Consider the following 18,507-nt stretch of genomic DNA (forward strand, 5'->3'; position numbering starts at 1 on the left):
CACCGGCCATGGCGCAGCCCCACGCGATCGAGGTGCTGCTGCGGCCAGCCGTAGAGCTGTACACCGTCGCGGTTTGCACCGTCGCCGCGGTGCTGTGTCTGGTGGCGCCGTGGTCGCTCGCACTGAATCCGCTGCTCGGCCTCGGCTCAGCGCTGGCCTTCCTGGCCTTCGGTTCGATCCGGCTGCACGACGCCTGGGTGATTCTCCGCTATCGGCGCAACATCCGCCGGCTGCCGCGCTATGTGATGACCAGCCGCGACGTACCGGTCAGCCGGCAGCGCCTGTTCATCGGCCGCGGATTCCGCTGGGAACAGCGCCACACCCACCGCCTGACGCAAACCTACCGGCCCGAGTTCCGTCGCTACGTCGAACCCTCCCGCACCTATCACGCCGCGCGGCGCCTGGAAGCACGGCTGGAGTTCGCGCCGTTCCCGCTGTCCCAGCTGGCCAGGCTCACCGCCTGGGACATGCCGCTCAACCCGGTGCGTCCGCTGCCGCCCGTTGGCGGCCTGCCGCGACTGCACGGCATCGAACCCCACGAAATCGACGTCGGCCTGCCGCTGAGCGAGCGCGTCGGCCAGTCGCTCGTCATGGGCGCCACACGGGTCGGTAAGACAAGGCTCGCCGAACTGTTCATCACCCAGGACATCCGGCGCCGCAACGCCGCAGGCGAGTTCGAGCCGGTGATCGTGTTCGATCCAAAAGGCGATGCGGACCTGCTCAAACGGATGTACGTCGAGGCGAAACGCGCCGGCCGCGAAGGCGAGTTCTATGTGTTCCATCTCGGCTGGCCGAATATCTCGGCGCGCTACAACGCGGTGGGGCGGTTCGGACGCATCTCCGAAGTGGCGACGCGCATCGCCGGCCAGCTCTCGGGCGAAGGCAACAGCGCCGCGTTTCGCGAGTTCGCGTGGCGCTTCGTCAACATCATCGCCCGCGCCCTGGTCGAGTTGGGTCAGCGCCCGGACTACCTGCTGATCCAACGGCACGTCGTCAACATCGATGCCCTGTTCATCGAATACGCGCAGAGCTATTTCGCGAAGCACGAGCCAAAGGCGTGGGAAATCATCGTCCAGCTCGAAGGGAAGCTGAACGACAAGAACATTCCACGCCACATGGTCGGCCGCGAAAAACGTGTGGTCGCGCTGGAACAATACTTATCGCAAGCCCGGGTGTACGACCCGGTGCTCGATGGGCTGCGCAGCGCGGTCAGGTACGACCGCACCTACTTCGACAAGATCGTCGCGTCGTTGCTGCCCTTGCTGGAGAAGCTGACGACCGGCAAGACCAGCCAGCTACTCGCACCGAACTATTCGGATCTGAACGACCCGAGGCCGATTTTCGACTGGCTACAGGTGGTGCGCAAACGCGCCGTAGTCTACGTCGGCCTCGACGCGCTCTCCGATGCCGAAGTCGCGGCGGCGGTCGGCAACTCGATGTTCGCCGACCTGATGAGCGTGGCGGGACACATTTACAAATTTGGCGTCGACGACGGGTTACCAGGTGCCAACGGCAACACGAAGCTGCCGATCAACGTCCATGCCGATGAATTCAACGAGTTAATGGGCGACGAATTCATTCCACTGATCAACAAAGGCGGCGGCGCGGGTATGCAGATCACCGCCTACACGCAAACGCTGAGCGACATCGAAGCGCGCATCGGCAATCGAGCGAAAGCGGGACAAGTGATCGGGAATTTCAACAATGTGATCATGCTGCGCGTGCGCGAAACCGCCACCGCAGAGCTGCTGACCAAGCAGCTACCGAAAGTCGAGGTGTACACGACCACGCTGGTCAGCGGCGCGACCGACAGCTCCGATATTCACGGCTCCACCGATTTCACCTCGAACGCACAGGATCGGGTCAGCACCACGAGCGTGCCGATGATCGATCCATCGCACGTCGTCGCACTCCCGAAAGGCCAGTGTTTCGCGCTGCTCGAAGGCGGGCAGCTCTGGAAAATCCGCATGCCGCTGCCAGCGCCGGACGCCGATGAGGTCATGCCGGAGGATCTGCAGCAACTCGCGGGGTACATGCGCCAGCACTACACCGAAGCCAGCGAATGGTGGGACAACCACAGCCTGCCGGGCCTGCAGGATGAGCCGCTGCCCGAGGACCTGCTCGATGGCTTCCGCCACCTCTCCGCCACCGAGGTGGCCAACGACGAGATGCGCCCATGAGGGACCCGGCCAACACCGCGCAGCGCCAGCAGATCCAGCAACGAGGGCTGGTCGCCAACCTAATCACGCTGCCGCTGCGCATGCTCGGCGTGCTGCTCGGCTCGCTGCTGCTGTCGATCATCATCGAATGCGGCGGCATGCACCTGTTCTGGCCCGAGCAGGGCTGGAGACACGCGCAGAACATGCTCAACTACGAGCTGAACCATCTGTCCAGCCACTTCGTTCGCAGCGCGGTGGTCCAGGAGCCCGGCCACACCGCACACCAGCTGGTCGATGGCGCCTACGAATGGGTCTTCGTGAAAACCGGCCTGCTCGACTGGATGAGCCAGGCCGCCACCCAGGCCCGCGCGCCCAGCCAGACCGCGACCCGGGACTTCCGCTACTACATCAGCCAGGTCTATGTGTGGAGCGAGAGCTACCTGATCGCCGCGGCGTTCACCGTGCTCACGTTCATCGTGCGTCTACTGGTCCTGGTGCTGACGTTGCCGCTGTTCATCATGGCCGCCTTCGTCGGCATGGTCGACGGGCTGGTGCGGCGCGATGTGCGCAAGTTCGGGGCGGGGAGAGAGTCGGGCTTCGTCTATCACCGCGCGAAGGCGAGCCTGATTCCGCTGGCAGTGCTGCCGTGGATCATCTATCTAACGCTTCCAATCAGCGTTCACCCGCTGCTGGTACTGCTGCCGAGCGCGGCGCTGCTCGGCGCGGCGGTGTGCATTACGGCGAGCAGTTTCAAGAAGTACCTCTAGGCGCGCGCCAACATCGCTACTCTGCCTGCAACTGCTGCAACACCCTCTCCCACGCGACGGTTACTTCGACCTGGGCGGCCGACATCTCCGCCCTGATCCGCTCCACCATTTCGGCATGTCCCGCCTCGGCTTCTTCCCAAATGAAATAGCGGTTCGTGGAGTGGATCTCATCGCCGACGAACACCATTGTCTCGAACAATATGGGATCGCCCGTCGGTAGCGGATTGTGGTCGAGACCGAGAAACACCGTGGAAATCCGCACGTCGTCGATCAGGGTCTGCGCGACGCGGCTATCCGCGCAGGCGTACCACCTGCTCCATTCGAGGGGGTCTTCGCAGGCCACGGCCCGACGGTCGACCAGCGTGTACATCAGAGGGCGCGGTAGACGCAACATGCGATACCTACCTACAGAGAAAAGTGCCTCAATCTTCGCCGCTCGGGAGCCATGGGGCAACTCGTTCCAGGTCATCGACCAGCGGACGCCGGCCATAGTGCGCGAGCACCACCCGCACCGGCTTGCCCGTGCGATCGCGGTGAATGAATTCCGCACCCTCGACGATGACCGCGCGCGCCTCGGCACTGCCGGAGGCAATACCGGCCTGCGCCAGCGCCCGCGTCGCCCCGCTGCTGGATAGCGAGTATCCGGTATCCCGTCCATCGAAGAAGACACGGTAGCAGATGGGGTACTGCTCGCCCTCTTCGTCATTCCCCTCATCGTCTCCCACGGCTGGCGCGTCGTAACGCACGCCGCGCTCCAGCATCAGGCGACCGATCTCGAACAATACCCCCAGCTCTTCATCGAACGGTTCCCACAGCGCGCTGCTGTCGTGCGTCCTGATCATGCTCAGGCCGTCGTAGCGCAGGTGCGCATAGAGCGGCGACAGGTCGGTCACCGATTCCGTCACGACCGAGCCTTCGGCATTGACGATGCCTGCAGCCAGAGAATGATTGCCACCATGCACCAGGGCGAGCCCGAACGGCAGCAGCAGCTCCACCCGATGATTGATATCCGCGCGCCACGCGCCCATGACACGCGAGAAGCCGATATTGGCGAGCGCATTCACCAGTCGCGCACGCGTCCAGGGAACCGCCACGATGGGATCGCGCCCGAGGCGCAGGCGATAACGCTCCGGTCTCGAACGCTCGATCACGCTGTCGACGGAATCCCCCGCCGGCGTCACCCGCGCGGAAGACTCGCCGAAGAAATCGGACAGATCGTAGGCATCGCGCGCACCGTGCGCTGAACGAAACGCCGCGCACGTCAACGCTCGCGCCTGCAACGGCGCCGCCACCAGTCGCACCATGCTGGGCAATCCGAGCGGATCGTCGTCGGCGACGTTCCTCGCCAGCGTCATCACCTGCTCGAAGCGCTCCCGGCGTATCGCCACCTGCTCCTGCACCCGTCCGCGCAACATCCTCCCCAACCATCTCGTCCCCTGAGTTCTCTCCGTATTCACGGTCATCGTTTCGCTCCTTCTTATCCGCTGCACTGGCCGGTGCCACGCACCGCCTTCGTTCCACAAATCCGGTGACGCAGAGTGCCCATTGTTTAAGGCGTCACCACCGCCCCATCGAGAGCATTTCGCCATTCCTCGCATTCGTGGACTGGCAAATGTCGAAGCGCTTTCCCCTCCCAGCCGACAGGCAGCATGCAACGGGTTTGATTGCCGTGCTGACGCTGCTCGGCCTGTGCATGTCGGCACCCGTCGGTGCCGATACCGCAGAGCATGCGCGCCTTGCCACGGCGCTGCGCCAGCTCGATGCCATCGAGCGACTGGTTGCAGAACAGCCCGGCGATGAACGCACCCGCTACCACTTCGACTACGCCCGCCTGCGCGCCGATCTCGACCGCGTGCGCGGCGGCATCCGCGACTACCTGAGCCCTTCCCGCGCACAACCGCGCGACCCCGTGCAGCTGCTCGGCGACTACCGCCAGAGCTATGGCGCGGCCACCGACACGGAGGCCGCGCCATGAATCCCGCGCAAGTCAGCGCCTTCCAGGCCAACAGCGGCTTCACCGCTGCCGACGTGTCGGTCGTGCTCATCGGCGCGGTGTTCGCCGTGCTGCTCGCCTGGGGCGTGTGGGCGATGCGCGCCGCCTACAGCGGCTGGGCGGACGAACAGCTTTCCCACCGTCAGTTCCTCGCCGTCGTGGTCCGCTTTGCCGCGATGTACCTGGCGCTGACCTTTTTTCTGCTCTCGTAAGAGGTCGCCACCATGAAGCCGTTCTTCCGCATCTTCCGTCCCGATCGTTTCACCCGCCTGGCAGCGTTGCCGGTACTCGCCCTGGCACCGCTCGCCTATGCCGACCTGCCCACCATGGAGGACCCGTCCCGCGGCACCGGCTCGGGCCTGATGGAAACACTGCGCAACTACGGTTACGACATCGTGATGCTGGTGGCGCTGCTGGTCGTCGCGTCGATGTTCGTCGGTGTCTGCTATCACGCGTACATCCGCTACGCGGAAATCCACATCGGCCGTTCGACCTGGGGCCAGTTCGGATTGACCGTCGCTGTCGGCGCGATCCTGCTGGTCGTCGGCATCTGGCTGCTGACTCAAGCCACCGGCGTTCTCTAACGCTATCGCCATGGCTGACGGCATCCTCATGGACGGCACGGTGGCGTTCCTGCCCCACCGTCTCAATCGCCACCCTGTCGTCGTGCGCGGATTGACTGCGAACGAGCTGTGGGTCTGCGCCGGCACGTCCGGCGCTGCCGGCTTCGTCGTGGGCATTCCGCTCGCCGCGATGTTCTCCACCATCGCCCTTCTCCCCACCGCCATCGTGCTCGCCGTCGCCACCGGCGTGTTCGTCGGCGGCGGTGCGCTGCGCCGCCTCAAGCGCGGCAGGCCCGACGTCTGGCTGTATCGCCAGATGCAGTGGCGGATCGTGTTCAAGCTGCCGCTGTTCGCTCCCTTCGTGGGCGGCCACGGGCTGGTGACCCGTTCCGGCTACTGGACCACGCGCAGGAGCAACGTGCTGTGAGCCGGTTCAAGAACGAGGTCATGCACCTGCAGGCGCACGTCCGCACGCTGCGTATCGGTGCCGGCGTGTTGGTCATGCTGGCCCTGGTGATGGGGCTTGGCTGGTGGAGCGCGCCGCGCGACCTGACCATCCATGTGCCGCCGGATCTGCGCTCTGGCAGCACGCGGCTCTGGTGGGATGTTCCGCCAGAGTCGGTCTACGCGTTCACCTTCTACGTGTGGCAGCAGCTCCAACGCTGGCCAACCAACGGCGACGACGACTACCCGCGCAACCTCTACGCCCTCTCGAACTACTTCACGCCGGCCTGCCAGGCGTTCTTGCAACAGGACTACGAGTTTCGCCGCAACGCCGGCGAGCTGCGCCGGCGCGTGCGTGGCATCTACGAGATTCCGGGCCGCGGCTACGGCGACAACCCGACGCTGCGCGTGCGCACCGTTTCCAGCCGCGAGTGGGTGGTGACGCTCGATGTCACCGCCGACGAGTACTACGCCTCGGAGCAGGTCAAGCGCGCCCTGGTGCGCTACCCGCTGAAAGTCATGCGCATCGACGTCGACCCGAAGCGCAATCCGTTCGGGCTCGTCATCGATTGCTACGACGGTGCCCCGCAGCGCATCGCCACACCCTCCGACGACAAGACGAAAACCACCCCTCTCCCGGAGGACACGCCATGAAACGCCGAATGCCGGCCATCGCGGTATTTGCGCTGGCCCTGGGCGGGTCCGCCCATGCCACCGAAATCCTGCGCTGGGAGCGCCTGCCGCTGGCCGTACCGCTGGTGGTCGGCCAGGAGCGCATCGTCTTCGTGGATCGCAACGTGCGCATCGGTGTGCCGTCCGCAGTCGGCGCGCGGCTGCGCGTGCAGAGCGCCGCCGGCGCGATCTACCTGCTCGCCAGCGAGCCGATCGAGCCGGCAAGGCTGCAACTGCAGGACGCCGACACCGGCGCGGTGATCCTGCTCGATATCGCCGCCGAGGCTGCGCAGGAGGGTCAGCCGCCGCTGGAGCCGGTGCGCATCGTCAACAGCACATCGGCCGGGACTCGGCAGCACGTTGACGAACAGGAAGCCGACGATGGCGATGCCAGCGCTGCATCGCCTATCAACCGCCAGACACCGGTGCCGGTAGTCCTCACCCGCTACGCCGCGCAGCACCTCTATGCACCGCTGCGCACCGTCGAACCCGTACCGGGTATCACCCGAGTCAACCTTCGCCGCGAGCTGGTGCTCGACACGCTACTGCCCACCCTGCCGGTACAGGCCCAGGCCCTCGCCGCCTGGCGGATGGACGATCTGTGGGTCAGCGCGGTGCGGCTGCGCAACACCGCCGCGCGCTGGCTCGATCTGGACCCGCGTGCGCTCCAGGGTGCCTTCGCCACCGCCACCTTCCAGCACCCGACGCTCGGCCCCGCCGGTACGCCTGAAGACACCACCGTCGTCTACCTCGTCACCCGCGGACACGGGCTGGCGCAGGCCCTGCTGCCCGCGGTTGCCCCCATCGACGCGGCGCTCAACCTGCCAGTGCCGCCCCATTCCAGCCTCGAAGACGGAGGCGGCAATGCACAGTAATGGCCTGCTCAAGTGGTTGATGATCCCGATGGTACTGTTGCTGGTATTCGTCGGCGTCAAGCTGTTCTCTGGCGGCGGCGATGCCACCGCGCCGCAACAAGCCGACAGCCGCCTGACAGCTGAGGAAGCCAAGGCGCTCGGCATCGAGGGCGACACGCCGCGCGACACGGTAGCGACGTTAGTCGCGCAGGTCCGTCAGCTGCGCACCGAGCTGCAGACCGCGCTATCCGACAACAAGACGCAGCGCGAAGAAAACGACCGGCTGCGCCAACGCGAGAGCGCCATCGACCGCCGCATCCAGAGCGCGCTGGACACCGAGCGCAACCAGCTGCGCCAGGACCGCGAGCAGGTCTCTACCGAGCGGCAACAAACCCAGGGCCTGCTGCAGGAACTTCAGCAGCGTCTCGACGGCATCGGCAGCAAGGACAGCCATGCCGACCTGCCGGTGGGGCTCGGGCTGGAGCCCGCCGACAGCGCCGCGGTTCTGCGCTGGGTCGAGCCGGATGACAGGCGCGACGACGGCAAGCGCGGCAACACTGGCAGCCCCAACTTTCCGACCCACTTCGGCCCGGCACAGAAAACGCTCGAAACCAAGGCCAACGCGGCCATCGACGCCGGCCAGCGCGCGGCGGGCGCGCCGAAGACCAAGGCCGTCTACACCGTGCCAACGAATTCCACGTTGATGGGTTCGGTCGCGATGACCGCGCTGATCGGCCGCGTGCCGGTGGACGGCACCGTCAACGATCCCTTCCCGTTCAAAGTGCTGATCGGGCCGGACAACCTCACCGCGAATGGCATCGACATTCCCGACGTTGCCGGCGCCGTCGTCAGCGGCACCGCGTCGGGCGACTGGACGCTCTCCTGCGTGCGCGGGCAGATCCGTTCCATGACGTTCGTCTTCAACGACGGCACGGTGCGCACCATTCCCGAGGACAGCAAAGGCAGTGGCGGCCGTCAGCAGCGCAACAGCGGCGACACCACCCAGGACGGTCTCGGCTGGATCAGCGATCCCTATGGCATCCCGTGCGTGTCGGGCGATCGCCGCAGCAATGCTCAGCAATATCTCGGCTCGCAGGCGTTGATCACCGCCGCCGGCGCCGGCGTCGCCTCGTTGATCGACTCCGACAGCGGCCAGGTCTCGTACATGAACAGCGACGGCTCCATCGGCACCGTCGGCATCGGTGCGAACGAAGCGATGGGCCGCATCCTCGCCGGCGGCGTGCAGGACATGTCGGCCTGGGTCAACAAGCTGTACGGGCAGGCCTTCGCCGCCGTCTACGTCAAACCCGGTGCCCGCGTCGCGGTGCATCTCGAAGAACCCCTGCTGATCGACTACGACCCGGCCGGGCGCCGCGTCGATCACCGACTCGGAGGACGCTCCCATGCCCAGGACCTGGACTGACGGCGTGGCACTGCTGGCCGTCGTGCTCGCGCTCGGCGGCTGCGCCACCAACAAGGAAGAACTGCTGCCGCACGACAACACCACGATGCTCGACATCTGGAACGTCGAGACCGGCGGCAGCGGCGGCGGCCAGGCCGCGCGACAGTTGCTCGATGCGCGGCAGTCGCTGCGCCGGCCGCTGACCGAAGCGGACGTTCAGGCAGCGCCGGGCGTGCAGGCCCGCTACACCCGCACGGCACAGAACGAGATCTACCGACAGTTCCACCGGCTGCCGAATCCCGACTTGCTGATGTACGTGTTCCCACACCTGGCGGGTAGCGATCCAGTGCCCGTCCCCGGCTACACCACGGTGTTCCCGCTGTACCAGCGGGTGCAGTACGCGCTGCCCGGCGAGCGGACCGAGGACTACTGATGGCCTGGTCACTGCGCAAGCCGCGCCAGGAAGACCCGTCGGCGCTCGAAGACGCCTGGAGCCGCCACGTCGCCGAGCTGCGCGCGCACGGCATTCCCGAACCCGGCGCGGCGATGCCGCGACGTCGGCCCGCCACGCAGGCTGACGAGCAGGCGCTCTACGGTGTGGCGCCCTCCTTCGTCGATCTGCTGCCGTGGGTCGAGTACCTGCCCGACTCGAAGTGCATGCTGCTCGATGACGGCGCTTCGGTGGCCGCGTTCTACGAGCTGCTGCCGATCGGCACCGAAGGGCGCGAGCCGGAATGGCTGCTGCAGGTGCGCGACACCCTGGAAAACATGCTGCAGGATTCGTTCGACGAACTGGAAGACAACCCCTGGATCGTTCAGCTGTACGCCCAGGACGATCCGAGCTGGGACCGCTACCTCGACGAACTGCGCGCGTACATCCAGCCCCGCGCGCAGGGCACGGCGTTCAGCGAGTTCTACCTGCGCTTCTTCGCCCATCACCTGCGCGCGGTGGCGAAGCCCGGTGGCCTGTTCGAGGACAGCACGGTCACCCGCCTGCCCTGGCGCGGGCAGACCCGACGCACCCGGCTGGTCGTGTATCGACGGGTCGGCCAGGCACCGAGCCGGCGCGGGCAAACACCGGAGCAGGCGCTCAACCTGGTCTGCGACCGCCTGGTCGGCGGACTGACCAGCGCCGGCGTGCGCTGCCGACGTCTCGGCGCGGACGACATTCACGCCTGGCTTCTGCGCTGGTTCAACCCGCACCCGACACTGCTCGGCCCTACGGCCGAAGACCGGGAGCGCTTCTACGCCCTCACCCGCTACCCGACAGCGGCCGACGACGACGAGATCGAACTGGCCAGCGGCCGGGATTTCAGTCAGCGGTTGTTCTTCGGCCAGCCGCGCTCCGACGTCAACAAGGGGCTGTGGTACTTCGACGGACTGCCCCATCGCACTATTTCGGTGGACCGCCTGCGCACGCCACCCGGAACCGGCGCGGTCACTGGTGAAACGCGCAAAGGCGATGCGATCAACGCCCTGATGGACCAGATGCCCGAGGACACCGTGATGTGCCTCACCCTTGTCATCACCCCGCAGGATGTCCTTGAGGCGCAGCTGAATCACCTCGCACGCAAAGCCGTCGGGGATACCTTGGCCTCGGAACAGACCCGCGCCGACGTGCGCCAAGCCCGCGGCCTGATCGGCAGCGCGCACAAGCTGTTCCGCAGCGCGCTGACGTTCTACCTGCGCGGCCGCGACGATGCCGAGCTGGACGCCCGCGGCCTGCAGCTCGGCAACGTGCTGCTCAGTGCCGGGCTGCAGCCGGTGCGCGAAGAAGATGAAGTCGCGCCGCTGAACACCTACCTGCGCTGGTTGCCCGGCGTCTACGACCCCGCGCTCGACAAGCGCCAGTGGTACACGCAACTCACGTTCGCGCAGCACGCGGCCAACCTCGCGCCGCTGTGGGGGCGCAGCCAGGGCACGGGCCATCCGGGAATCACTCTGTTCAATCGTGGCGGCGGACCGATCACCTTCGATCCGCTGAACCGGCTCGACCGGCAAATGAACGCGCATCTGTTCCTCGCCGGCCCGACCGGCTCCGGCAAGTCGGCCACGCTCAACAACCTGCTCAATCAGGTGACCGCCATCTACCGGCCTCGCATGTTCATCGTCGAGGCGGGAAACAGCTTCGGCCTGTACGGCGACTTCGCCGCACGGCTGGGCCTCACGGTCCACCGCGTGAAGCTCGCGCCTGGCGCGGGTGTGAGTCTCGCGCCGTTCGCCGATGCCTGGCGCCTGGTCGACACGCCGAGCGAGGTACAAACGCTCGATGCCGATGCGCTCGACGACGAGAACGATGCGGCCGACAGCGGCGACGAACAGCGCGACGTGCTCGGCGAACTGGAAATTACCGCGCGGCTGATGATCACCGGCGGCGAAGACAAAGAGGAGGCGCGCATGAGCCGCGCCGACCGCAGTCTGATCCGGCAGTGCATTCTCGATGCCGCCCAGCGCTGCGTCGCCGAGCAGCGCACCACGCTGACGCGCGACGTGCGCGATGCGCTGCGCGAGCGCGGCCGCGACAGCACGCTGCCGGAGATCCGCCGCGTGCGGCTCCTGGAGATGGCCGATGCGATGGATATGTTCTGCCAGGGCGCGGACGGCGACATGTTCGACCGTCCGGGCTCGCCGTGGCCGGAGGCGGACATCACCATCGTCGATCTCGCGACATACGCTCGCGAGGGCTACAACGCGCAGCTCTCGATCGCCTACATCTCGCTGATCAACACGGTCAACAATCTCGCCGAGCGCGATCAGTTCCTGGGCCGGCCCATCATCAACGTCACCGATGAAGGGCACATCATCACGAAGAACCCGCTCCTTGCGCCCTACGTCCTGAAAATTACGAAAATGTGGAGGAAGCTCGGATGCTGGTTCTGGTTGGCAACCCAAAATCTGGATGATCTGCCGAAGGCCGCCGAACCGATGCTGACCATGATGGAGTGGTGGCTCTGTCTTTCGATGCCGCCGGACGAGGTGGAGAAGATCGCGAAGTTTCGCGAGCTCACGCCCGCGCAGAAAGCGCTGATGCTGTCCGCACGCAAGGAGTCCGGCAAATTCTCCGAAGGCGTGATCCTGTCGCGCAGCATGGAATTGTTGTTCCGCGCGGTCCCGCCCAGCCTGTATTTGGCGGTCGCTCAGACTGAACCGGAAGAGAAAGCCGAGCGGTATCAGCTCATGCAGCAGCACGGCATCAGCGAGCTGGACGCCGCCGTCAAGATCGCCGAGAACATCGACCGAGCGCGCGGCATCACGCCCCTGCCGATGGATTGGGCCGCCCCGGCCGGGGCGCATCGAGGCGCACGCGCATGAAGAAAGCTCGCCGCATCTCTGGCAGAATTCGCCGCTTCCCCGGCAACCGCACCATCGCCATGCACTACGAGGTCACGCGTCTGTTTTCATCGCCACAGGGCTACCTGGTCGAGGTAGGACTTCCCAGGCGACAAGCCGACGCACCAGAACCGATCCGCGAATGGCTGTGGGTCACCGACCAGGCCGTCACCAGCCTGCGGCTCCTGCACACCGATGACGATCTGCGGGGAGTGCGAGGCTTCCGCGAAGCCCGCGTGCAGCTCGACGACCAACAGGCCCATCTGGCCTGGCCCAACGGCGAACAGCTCACCCTCGCGGCCAGCTCGATGCGGGCGCTGCCCGCCGAGCAACGCCAGCTCATTCACAACCATCTGAGTTAAGACCGGGCGACGCGATCAACGTCCCTGATTGATCTGCTGCTCCAGGGCGGCCAGACGCTCGATGATCTGATCGAACGACAACAGCGTCTCGCCGTAGAACATCTGCGCGGACAACATCGCCTGGTAGTCCTCCCGCAGGGCGTCGAGCAGCGCGGCCTCCGGCACCAGCGTCAATCCACCCGTCGCGCAGCGGTCGTAGTGGCTGTAGCCGCTGCGGTAGAACGTCTCCTTGATGCTCAGCACGTCGCGCAACAACTCGATGTCGGCGATCGCGCCCCGGCCGACCTCGTGGTCCGCCAGGCGCGCTAGGTCGTACCAGTGCCGGGACAGCCGCTCGGCGCCCAGCCGCAGGTCCGGGCGGTGGCACTCGACATGGATCAGCGTCGCCTTCTCCCAAAAGGTGCGCATGGCCGACAGCACGGCAACCTCGGCGCTCGGGAAAACCAACCCCGGCACGTGCATGGCCACGTCCGGCACGATGGTCAGCGTGTCCTGGGGCAAGGTGGCGTTGCGGCCGCCGAACTCGATCAGCACGCTGGGGCGCAGGTAGGCATCCATGTTCTCCACGGCGCTGGGGTAGTAGAGCCAGAGCTTTTCCGCGTCGTCGCTGACCTCGATCGTGATTTCCCGCCCCGGCAGCGCCTGTGCCAGCGCCTCGCGCAGGGCCGGCACCAGTTCGCCGGTCACATGCTGGGCCAGCGCGGCCTTGAGCCGGTCGGAGAGTTTGCGGCGCTGGTTGCTGCCAAGCGTGGACAGCTCGGGCACGTCGTCGACCAAGCTGCGGTAATCCACCGTGACGTCGATGTCCTCGGAAAAGCGCTCGATGGCCTGGTAGACCTTGGACAGCGACGTGCCGCCCTTGAATGCCATCGGCTTGCGGCACGGCAGGCTGAACAGCAGGCCCAGCGCCTGGCACAGCCAGATGTCCTTCTCCAGGATTTCGGCACGGCGGCCCAGCACCGGTGCCAGGCCGCGCAGCAGCTCGGCCTGCTCGCTCAGGGACAGGTCGAAATAGCGCTCGGGGGCATCAGCCATGTGCCAGCTCGCCCCGCTCGTAGCCGATCAGTGCCGCCACCATCCAGGCCGGCATCGTGGCCTTGGCCTTGCGCAACGCCTCGAACTCGATGCCCGACAGCTTCTCGGCGATACGCCGGAAGGTGGCAGGCGTGACCTGGTGCCGGCCAAGATACCACAGCGCGGACAACGCTTGCCCAGCCGGGCGCCCCGCCAGCGCCAGCTTGCGCGGCGCCACGTGCTGCAGGTGAATGATGGTCTTGCCCAGGCGCACCGTGCGCGACGAACCGGTGGTGTAGAACACCGGCTGCGCCGGCACCTGGGTCGACAGGCCGAAGCGCCGTGCCGCCTCGGCACCGTGCACTTCGATGGTCGCGCCCTCGCTCTCGGCCAGCGCCTGCGCCACCTGCTCCGGGGCGGGCATGGCCTTGAGGCCGAAGCGTCCCACCTTGAGCACGCTGTACAGGCCGTGGCCGAGGCGTTCGATCTGGCCGGACTTGGCCAGCCGCATCAGGGTCTGGTCGATGGACGCACGCGAGCCCAGACCGGCGAACAGCGCCGGGGTAAAGGGCTCGCCGGCAGGCTGCGCCGCGATGCGTTCTCGAATGGCTTGGGCTGTGCTCATACCGACCTCCGTTTGTTAGATATTTTGATTAAAAACCTAACAAACTGCAAGCCAGCATACCGGGATGAACGGGGAGCCCGCCATGCACCCCCTGATCCACAACCATTTGAGTTGAATCGGCAGAACGTGGCTCAGCGCTGTGTCAGCCGTTGCAGCGCACCGTCCGGGTCGTAGACCCGCAGCTGGACGGGTGGCCTGGCCGAGCTGTTGTAGACCACCAGGTTGGTGCCGCCCGGTCGCGCCTGCGAGGGGAAGAGAATCCCATCCAGCCCGGCCGCCACCACATCGTCGGCCATGTACCAGGTCGGTGGCTCGATCGACTTGTCGAACCACTCCGCGCGCCAATCCACCGCGAAGTCGGCCCACAACGGCGGCCAATGCTCGGGGTCGAAGCCGCCGCTCAGATCTGCCACACGCAATCCGCTGACGAAGAAGGTATAGATCGTGCCCGGACGCAGCCAAGGATTGTCCTGCTTGTACTCCGCCAGCGCCGTCGCCTCGTCCAGCGACAGATACAAGACTTCCTGATCGGGGCAATTGAACCGGCCGCCCTGGCGCGCCGCGCCCATGCCGAACAGCGGCGTGCCGGCGTGAGCCGGCACGATGACGCGGTAAAGGGTGCGTCGCCGCCCTCGTCGAGCGTCCTCGAAATCATCCGGCAGCGCCGCCAGCGAGGGATTCCAGATAGGCGATGACCGCATCGGCCCGCCCTTCCTGGATCAGCGCATCGGCGGTTTTGTAGCCGAAGGTCCGCAACGGCTCATTGCGCAGCAGGAAGGCAGCACGTTCGAGGCCGCCGGTCATCTCGGTGGCCACCGCCAGCACTCGCACCATGTCCTGCAGGTACTTCTGCAACTGCGGTGCCTAGGGCCGCGCCGTCGGGGTGTTGCGATGCACATGCGCACGCTCGGCCAGCTCCTGCACCCGGAAACCGAAGAAGTCACCCACTCTGGAGGGTGATAGCTACGGGGTGTTGGGCTCGCGGAACCGCTCGACGAAGGGTTCTTGCAACACGGTATTCATGGCGTTTCAACTGACGCAGGAAACATGCACTTGTTTTGCACCCGAAACGCTCTTCATGCAAATCAGCCAGTGCTCTCGTCGCCGACAAGCGCCGCTACCATCCAAGCCACACACCGGGATGAAGGGGGAACCCGCCCTGCCGGATTGCCGCCCCTGCGGGGCTCGGCCCTGTGCTGCACTAGCTAGACCGCCCCAACCGGAGACCGCCATGCACATCCCGAAGGATCGCCCTCGCCGCCCCGCAGTTCGCCTAGCCTGGCTGGCGGTGGCCGTGGCGCTGGTCCTGGTGGTGGCCTGGCGCTTCACCATGCCGCCCACAGATCGAGCGGACGGCAGCGCCGATACCGCCGAGGCCGGGCCGCCGTGGCGCTACGGTGCCACCGACGCCCGCTTCACCATCACCCTGTACGCGGATCTGGAGTGCCCCTATTGCGGTGCCTACTTCCCGCGCTTGCGGGCCTGGGTCAACCTGCACCCGGACGTGCGCCTGCAGTGGCACCACCTGCCCCTGCCAGACCACGAGCCGCAGGCCTCGGCGCTGGCCAGCGCAGCCGAGTGCGCCGGGGCGATCGAGGGCCAGGCTGGCTATTGGGCGACGGTGGATTGGATTTACCGGCATACCCGCGGCGGCGGCCAGGGCCTGCCCGAGGGCACGGCGCTGCCCGGCCAGCGCGCCGAGCTGGCGGCCTGCCTGGAAAGCGGCCGGCCCCAGGCGATCGTCCGCGAGCAGGCCGGCGAAGCCCTGCACGATGGCATCAGCGCCACGCCGGCATTGCGCCTGCACGACAGCATCAGCGGCCAGACCCTGCTGCTGCCCGGTCCGGTGGAGGGTGACGCGCTACTGTCCGCACTCGACCTGCTCTCGGTCAGCGCGGCATCCACCCCGCTCCTGGCCCCAACCGCAACTACCTGGTCACCATGACGCCGCAACAACCACACCGCACCTGACCCACATCGCCCTACCTGGGCTGCGCTGCGCCCGAACCTGAAATCGGTCGAGGCAATGCCCGATTCTTTGTCGTGTTTCGTCAGCACCCGCGCTCGACTAGCGCTGCCATCAGGTAGCCACGGTCTTCGAGGCTACGGTGCGGCATTGCCGCGCTGACCACTCCCGTTCGCACCGCATCCTCGCGCGAACGGCCATCGCCGCCCGGCGGTGGCGGATGCCCTGATCATCCCCGACACCACCCATCATCCCCGGAGGGACACCCCTCCGTGGGCAGACCTCCGACCGCTCCCAACGAGGTTTACCCATGGCTACGTCCCTTGCCCTGATCGACTCCCCATCACCATCACGTCGCTCGTCAGCGCTCTCTCGCACGCGCGAAGACCGCATGATCAAGCAGGCCATCGACATTCTGGAGCGCCGCCTGTTTACCCACGGCCCCAAGCTGTCGGGACTGGAGGCGACCAAAGACTATCTGCGCCTGACACTGATGCCCGAACCCAGCGAAGTCTTTGCCGCGGTATTTCTGACGTCGCAACACGACGTCATCGCCTGTGAAACTCTGTTCAGGGGCACCATCGACGGTTCGCAGGTGCATCCGCGCGTGGTGGTACAGCGCGCGCTCGCACACAACGCCGCCGCGATGGTCGTCGCGCACCAGCACCCATCCGGTTGTTCGGAGCCCTCCGAGTCGGACAAACGCATCACCCAACAACTGCGTACCGCACTGGATTGCATCGACGTGAGATTGCTGGACCATCTCATCATCGGCAAAGGTGAGCCATTTTCGTTCGCCCTGGCTGGCTGGTTGTAGTCCGGCGGCGCATCCGATGTTTTCCTCTCAGACGGGAGCCTTCTGGCTCCCGCTCTTTTTTCTGCGAAGCGCGTTAAATCGGTGCGCCGCGATTCCCGATTGTTTGTCGTTGCACTCCCCGCCTTCCACTCAACTACCGCAACGCCCAACGCCACGGTAGTTCGACATGACAACGCCGCACACTCGCTTTCCCTTCGCGTGGAAATCCCCTCTCGCCCTTGCCGCCGGGTTCTGCGCCGCGCTGCTCGGCTCGCTGGCGTTGGCTGACGACATCCTGGTCGTCACCGACAGCCACCACCCCGTGCAGGCTCCCGCTGGCGTGCGGGTCATCGAGCTGGACCTGCCCGCGCGGATCAAGGCCGAATTGGCCGCCGACCTCTCCAGCGACGCACGACGCAGCGCCGCGCTGGCGCAGCAACGCCTGCGTGACGGCGGCGTCGCGCTGCAGCAGCGCATCGGCACCGCTTACCAAGGCGTGGTCGACGCCTGGAGCCTGGGCATTACGACCATCCCCGCCGTCGTGGTCGATCACCATGTGGTTTATGGCGAGCCGGACGTCGCAGCGGCCGTTGCGCTCATCGAAGCGCACAGGAGGGCACAGCCATGATGTGTTCTCGCCGCCTGCGCGCCGGCATCGCAGCCATCATGCTGGCGACGGCCTCGCCGTCGTTCGCGCTCAACACCGCGACCATCACGTCGTCGGTACTTTCGCCCGACTGCCTGGAGTACCGCGTCGTCGGGATTTGTTACTGGCTGTTCTGCACGTATTTCAGCTGCTCCGTGGAGACGTCCGTCAAGGTCAGGCATTACGTGCCGGACGCGGTGGTGTCCAGCTACTCGAATACCGGTGAGAACCCATGGCTGGAGGTGCAGTCGATGAGTCGACCCACCGCCACAGCTCGGGCCGGTGGGGACGGGACGACGAACCACGACAACGAGAACAATCTCGCCAAATTCAAAAACGCGGATGTGATCGGCCACCCTGGCGGCTACGTGTTCAGCCAGTTCGTGTCGTCCTCCGGATATGCGTGCGAAGGCGCCGGCACCGCCTTCATGCCTTACCTGCTGAGCGTGTACGACACGATCGCCTGGCGCTACAACGTGCCGGAGATGTTCTATCTCGAAGCGCTGACGCCGGGCATGCGTGAGATCGGGACGCGCTCGGAGCGCAACCTGTGGGGCAACGTGTACCCGCGCGGCGGATTCCTGCATCAGGCCGATGACTATAAAGCGGGCGCGGTCGTCGCCCAGCGCGCCGGCGATGTCGTTACCCGCAGCGGGCAACTTCACGTCTACCAACCCCTGCTTGCCGACGAGGAGGACGGCTACTGGCCGGCCGGCGAGTTGGTCGAAACCGACGCGACGACGGGCAAGTGGCAGGAGCTGACGCCCACGTTGTCGAACACCTGCGCCGTCTTTCCGCACTCTGACGGCACTGTGCAGGCGCAACAGGGTGACTACGCGTGGGCGTTATGGCGGCCTTACGCATGCTGCGAACGTGAAGGCCAAGTATTCCTGGGCAGCACGGACTTCCAGTGA

At 66.2% G+C, this 18,507-nt stretch carries 22 protein-coding genes; 16 read left to right on the forward strand and 6 right to left on the reverse strand.

The genetic code is table 11. The annotated features are described in order from the left end of the window. The first annotated feature begins 8 nt into the window (after positions 1–8). Both traD and ACTV8E_RS09770 read left to right on the forward strand, forming a co-directional pair. A complete protein-coding gene (gene traD, locus ACTV8E_RS09765; protein ID WP_443199361.1) occupies positions 9–2,180 on the forward strand; it encodes a type IV conjugative transfer system coupling protein TraD in 2,172 nt (723 codons plus the stop codon). After that, entirely contained in the window at positions 2,177–2,926 is a 750-nt protein-coding gene (locus ACTV8E_RS09770; RefSeq protein ID WP_443199362.1) for a TIGR03747 family integrating conjugative element membrane protein, read from the forward strand. The genes traD and ACTV8E_RS09770 overlap by 4 nt, the downstream gene beginning before the upstream one ends. 16 nt (positions 2,927–2,942) lie before the next feature. Here the strand turns inward: ACTV8E_RS09770 and ACTV8E_RS09775 are convergent, their stop codons facing one another. Both ACTV8E_RS09775 and ACTV8E_RS09780 read right to left on the reverse strand, forming a co-directional pair. Beyond that, positions 2,943–3,320, reverse strand: a complete 378-nt coding sequence (locus tag ACTV8E_RS09775) for a hypothetical protein (RefSeq protein ID WP_443199363.1) — start codon at positions 3,318–3,320, stop codon at positions 2,943–2,945. Positions 3,321–3,348: 28 nt separating this feature from the next. Next, the gene (locus tag ACTV8E_RS09780) at positions 3,349–4,389 is read right to left on the reverse strand and encodes a DUF6710 family protein (RefSeq protein WP_443199364.1); all 1,041 of its coding nucleotides are present in this window, start codon (positions 4,387–4,389) and stop codon (positions 3,349–3,351) included. A 149-nt stretch (positions 4,390–4,538) separates the two neighbouring features. On the opposite strand from ACTV8E_RS09780, the gene ACTV8E_RS09785 reads away from it, so the two are divergent. Genes ACTV8E_RS09785 through ACTV8E_RS09830 form a run of 10 tightly spaced genes read left to right on the forward strand, consistent with a single transcriptional unit; the run spans position 4,539 to position 12,546 of the window. Then, on the forward strand, positions 4,539–4,901 hold the full coding sequence (locus tag ACTV8E_RS09785) for an integrative conjugative element protein, RAQPRD family (RefSeq protein WP_443199365.1): 363 nt from the start codon (positions 4,539–4,541) through the stop codon (positions 4,899–4,901). Continuing rightward, on the forward strand, positions 4,898–5,131 hold the full coding sequence (locus ACTV8E_RS09790; protein WP_443199366.1) for a TIGR03758 family integrating conjugative element protein: 234 nt from the start codon (positions 4,898–4,900) through the stop codon (positions 5,129–5,131). The genes ACTV8E_RS09785 and ACTV8E_RS09790 overlap by 4 nt, the downstream gene beginning before the upstream one ends. 12 nt (positions 5,132–5,143) lie before the next feature. Continuing rightward, positions 5,144–5,503 carry a TIGR03745 family integrating conjugative element membrane protein gene (locus tag ACTV8E_RS09795; protein WP_443199367.1) on the forward strand — a complete coding sequence of 120 codons (360 nt, stop codon included), beginning with the start codon at positions 5,144–5,146 and terminating at the stop codon, positions 5,501–5,503. A 4-nt stretch (positions 5,504–5,507) separates the two neighbouring features. After that, positions 5,508–5,909, forward strand: coding sequence for a TIGR03750 family conjugal transfer protein (locus tag ACTV8E_RS09800; protein WP_443199430.1), 402 nt, complete (start codon positions 5,508–5,510; stop codon positions 5,907–5,909). Continuing rightward, on the forward strand, positions 5,906–6,580 hold the full coding sequence (locus ACTV8E_RS09805) for a PFL_4703 family integrating conjugative element protein (RefSeq protein ID WP_443199368.1): 675 nt from the start codon (positions 5,906–5,908) through the stop codon (positions 6,578–6,580). Before ACTV8E_RS09800 ends, ACTV8E_RS09805 begins: the two co-directional genes overlap by 4 nt. Continuing rightward, on the forward strand, positions 6,577–7,473 hold the full coding sequence (locus ACTV8E_RS09810; RefSeq protein WP_443199369.1) for a TIGR03749 family integrating conjugative element protein: 897 nt from the start codon (positions 6,577–6,579) through the stop codon (positions 7,471–7,473). The genes ACTV8E_RS09805 and ACTV8E_RS09810 overlap by 4 nt, the downstream gene beginning before the upstream one ends. Beyond that, positions 7,463–8,875 carry a TIGR03752 family integrating conjugative element protein gene (locus tag ACTV8E_RS09815; protein ID WP_443199370.1) on the forward strand — a complete coding sequence of 471 codons (1,413 nt, stop codon included), beginning with the start codon at positions 7,463–7,465 and terminating at the stop codon, positions 8,873–8,875. Before ACTV8E_RS09810 ends, ACTV8E_RS09815 begins: the two co-directional genes overlap by 11 nt. Beyond that, positions 8,856–9,287 (forward strand): TIGR03751 family conjugal transfer lipoprotein, encoded by a 432-nt coding sequence (locus ACTV8E_RS09820; RefSeq protein ID WP_443199371.1) that lies wholly within the window; start codon positions 8,856–8,858, stop codon positions 9,285–9,287. The genes ACTV8E_RS09815 and ACTV8E_RS09820 overlap by 20 nt, the downstream gene beginning before the upstream one ends. Beyond that, complete coding sequence (locus ACTV8E_RS09825; RefSeq protein ID WP_443199372.1) at positions 9,287–12,166, forward strand: conjugative transfer ATPase; 2,880 nt, start codon at positions 9,287–9,289, stop codon at positions 12,164–12,166. Before ACTV8E_RS09820 ends, ACTV8E_RS09825 begins: the two co-directional genes overlap by 1 nt. After that, positions 12,163–12,546 (forward strand): hypothetical protein, encoded by a 384-nt coding sequence (locus ACTV8E_RS09830; protein ID WP_443199373.1) that lies wholly within the window; start codon positions 12,163–12,165, stop codon positions 12,544–12,546. Before ACTV8E_RS09825 ends, ACTV8E_RS09830 begins: the two co-directional genes overlap by 4 nt. 15 nt (positions 12,547–12,561) lie before the next feature. On the opposite strand, the gene ACTV8E_RS09835 is transcribed toward ACTV8E_RS09830, so the two are convergent. The 4 genes from ACTV8E_RS09835 to ACTV8E_RS09850 all read right to left on the reverse strand — a co-directional run bounded on the left by ACTV8E_RS09835 (position 12,562) and on the right by ACTV8E_RS09850 (position 15,040). Further along, positions 12,562–13,581, reverse strand: coding sequence for a nucleotidyl transferase AbiEii/AbiGii toxin family protein (locus ACTV8E_RS09835; protein WP_443199374.1), 1,020 nt, complete (start codon positions 13,579–13,581; stop codon positions 12,562–12,564). Beyond that, positions 13,574–14,185 carry a DUF6088 family protein gene (locus tag ACTV8E_RS09840; protein ID WP_443199375.1) on the reverse strand — a complete coding sequence of 204 codons (612 nt, stop codon included), beginning with the start codon at positions 14,183–14,185 and terminating at the stop codon, positions 13,574–13,576. Before ACTV8E_RS09840 ends, ACTV8E_RS09835 begins: the two co-directional genes overlap by 8 nt. Positions 14,186–14,316: 131 nt before the next feature. Continuing rightward, positions 14,317–14,886, reverse strand: a complete 570-nt coding sequence (locus tag ACTV8E_RS09845; protein WP_443199376.1) for an RES family NAD+ phosphorylase — start codon at positions 14,884–14,886, stop codon at positions 14,317–14,319. After that, entirely contained in the window at positions 14,837–15,040 is a 204-nt protein-coding gene (locus ACTV8E_RS09850; protein ID WP_443199377.1) for an antitoxin Xre/MbcA/ParS toxin-binding domain-containing protein, read from the reverse strand. The genes ACTV8E_RS09845 and ACTV8E_RS09850 overlap by 50 nt, the downstream gene beginning before the upstream one ends. 376 nt (positions 15,041–15,416) lie before the next feature. On the opposite strand from ACTV8E_RS09850, the gene ACTV8E_RS09855 reads away from it, so the two are divergent. The 4 genes from ACTV8E_RS09855 (at position 15,417) to ACTV8E_RS09870 (ending at position 18,507) form a co-directional block, all read left to right on the forward strand. Beyond that, positions 15,417–16,130 (forward strand): DsbA family protein, encoded by a 714-nt coding sequence (locus ACTV8E_RS09855; protein WP_443199378.1) that lies wholly within the window; start codon positions 15,417–15,419, stop codon positions 16,128–16,130. Between the two features lie 412 nt (positions 16,131–16,542). Next, positions 16,543–16,968 carry a JAB domain-containing protein gene (locus tag ACTV8E_RS09860; protein ID WP_443199431.1) on the forward strand — a complete coding sequence of 142 codons (426 nt, stop codon included), beginning with the start codon at positions 16,543–16,545 and terminating at the stop codon, positions 16,966–16,968. Positions 16,969–17,134: 166 nt separating this feature from the next. Further along, positions 17,135–17,575 carry a TIGR03757 family integrating conjugative element protein gene (locus ACTV8E_RS09865; protein ID WP_443199379.1) on the forward strand — a complete coding sequence of 147 codons (441 nt, stop codon included), beginning with the start codon at positions 17,135–17,137 and terminating at the stop codon, positions 17,573–17,575. Beyond that, positions 17,572–18,507 carry a TIGR03756 family integrating conjugative element protein gene (locus ACTV8E_RS09870; protein ID WP_443199380.1) on the forward strand — a complete coding sequence of 312 codons (936 nt, stop codon included), beginning with the start codon at positions 17,572–17,574 and terminating at the stop codon, positions 18,505–18,507. Before ACTV8E_RS09865 ends, ACTV8E_RS09870 begins: the two co-directional genes overlap by 4 nt.

It is taken from the genome of Pseudomonas sp. B392_1p, from assembly GCF_052245235.1.
GTDB lineage: Bacteria > Pseudomonadota > Gammaproteobacteria > Pseudomonadales > Pseudomonadaceae > Serpens > Serpens gallinarum.

Coding starts and splice junctions, on each gene's coding strand:
- traD (WP_443199361.1), top strand. CDS start 9: ATGGCGCAGCCCCACGCGATCGAGGTGCTGCTGCGGCCAGCCGTAGAG.
- ACTV8E_RS09770 (WP_443199362.1), top strand. CDS start 2,177: ATGAGGGACCCGGCCAACACCGCGCAGCGCCAGCAGATCCAGCAACGA.
- ACTV8E_RS09775 (WP_443199363.1), bottom strand. CDS start 3,320: ATGTTGCGTCTACCGCGCCCTCTGATGTACACGCTGGTCGACCGTCGG.
- ACTV8E_RS09780 (WP_443199364.1), bottom strand. CDS start 4,389: ATGACCGTGAATACGGAGAGAACTCAGGGGACGAGATGGTTGGGGAGG.
- ACTV8E_RS09785 (WP_443199365.1), top strand. CDS start 4,539: ATGTCGAAGCGCTTTCCCCTCCCAGCCGACAGGCAGCATGCAACGGGT.
- ACTV8E_RS09790 (WP_443199366.1), top strand. CDS start 4,898: ATGAATCCCGCGCAAGTCAGCGCCTTCCAGGCCAACAGCGGCTTCACC.
- ACTV8E_RS09795 (WP_443199367.1), top strand. CDS start 5,144: ATGAAGCCGTTCTTCCGCATCTTCCGTCCCGATCGTTTCACCCGCCTG.
- ACTV8E_RS09810 (WP_443199369.1), top strand. CDS start 6,577: ATGAAACGCCGAATGCCGGCCATCGCGGTATTTGCGCTGGCCCTGGGC.
- ACTV8E_RS09815 (WP_443199370.1), top strand. CDS start 7,463: ATGCACAGTAATGGCCTGCTCAAGTGGTTGATGATCCCGATGGTACTG.
- ACTV8E_RS09820 (WP_443199371.1), top strand. CDS start 8,856: ATGCCCAGGACCTGGACTGACGGCGTGGCACTGCTGGCCGTCGTGCTC.
- ACTV8E_RS09825 (WP_443199372.1), top strand. CDS start 9,287: ATGGCCTGGTCACTGCGCAAGCCGCGCCAGGAAGACCCGTCGGCGCTC.
- ACTV8E_RS09830 (WP_443199373.1), top strand. CDS start 12,163: ATGAAGAAAGCTCGCCGCATCTCTGGCAGAATTCGCCGCTTCCCCGGC.
- ACTV8E_RS09835 (WP_443199374.1), bottom strand. CDS start 13,581: ATGGCTGATGCCCCCGAGCGCTATTTCGACCTGTCCCTGAGCGAGCAG.
- ACTV8E_RS09840 (WP_443199375.1), bottom strand. CDS start 14,185: ATGAGCACAGCCCAAGCCATTCGAGAACGCATCGCGGCGCAGCCTGCC.
- ACTV8E_RS09845 (WP_443199376.1), bottom strand. CDS start 14,886: ATGCGGTCATCGCCTATCTGGAATCCCTCGCTGGCGGCGCTGCCGGAT.
- ACTV8E_RS09855 (WP_443199378.1), top strand. CDS start 15,417: ATGCACATCCCGAAGGATCGCCCTCGCCGCCCCGCAGTTCGCCTAGCC.
- ACTV8E_RS09860 (WP_443199431.1), top strand. CDS start 16,543: ATGATCAAGCAGGCCATCGACATTCTGGAGCGCCGCCTGTTTACCCAC.
- ACTV8E_RS09865 (WP_443199379.1), top strand. CDS start 17,135: ATGACAACGCCGCACACTCGCTTTCCCTTCGCGTGGAAATCCCCTCTC.
- ACTV8E_RS09870 (WP_443199380.1), top strand. CDS start 17,572: ATGATGTGTTCTCGCCGCCTGCGCGCCGGCATCGCAGCCATCATGCTG.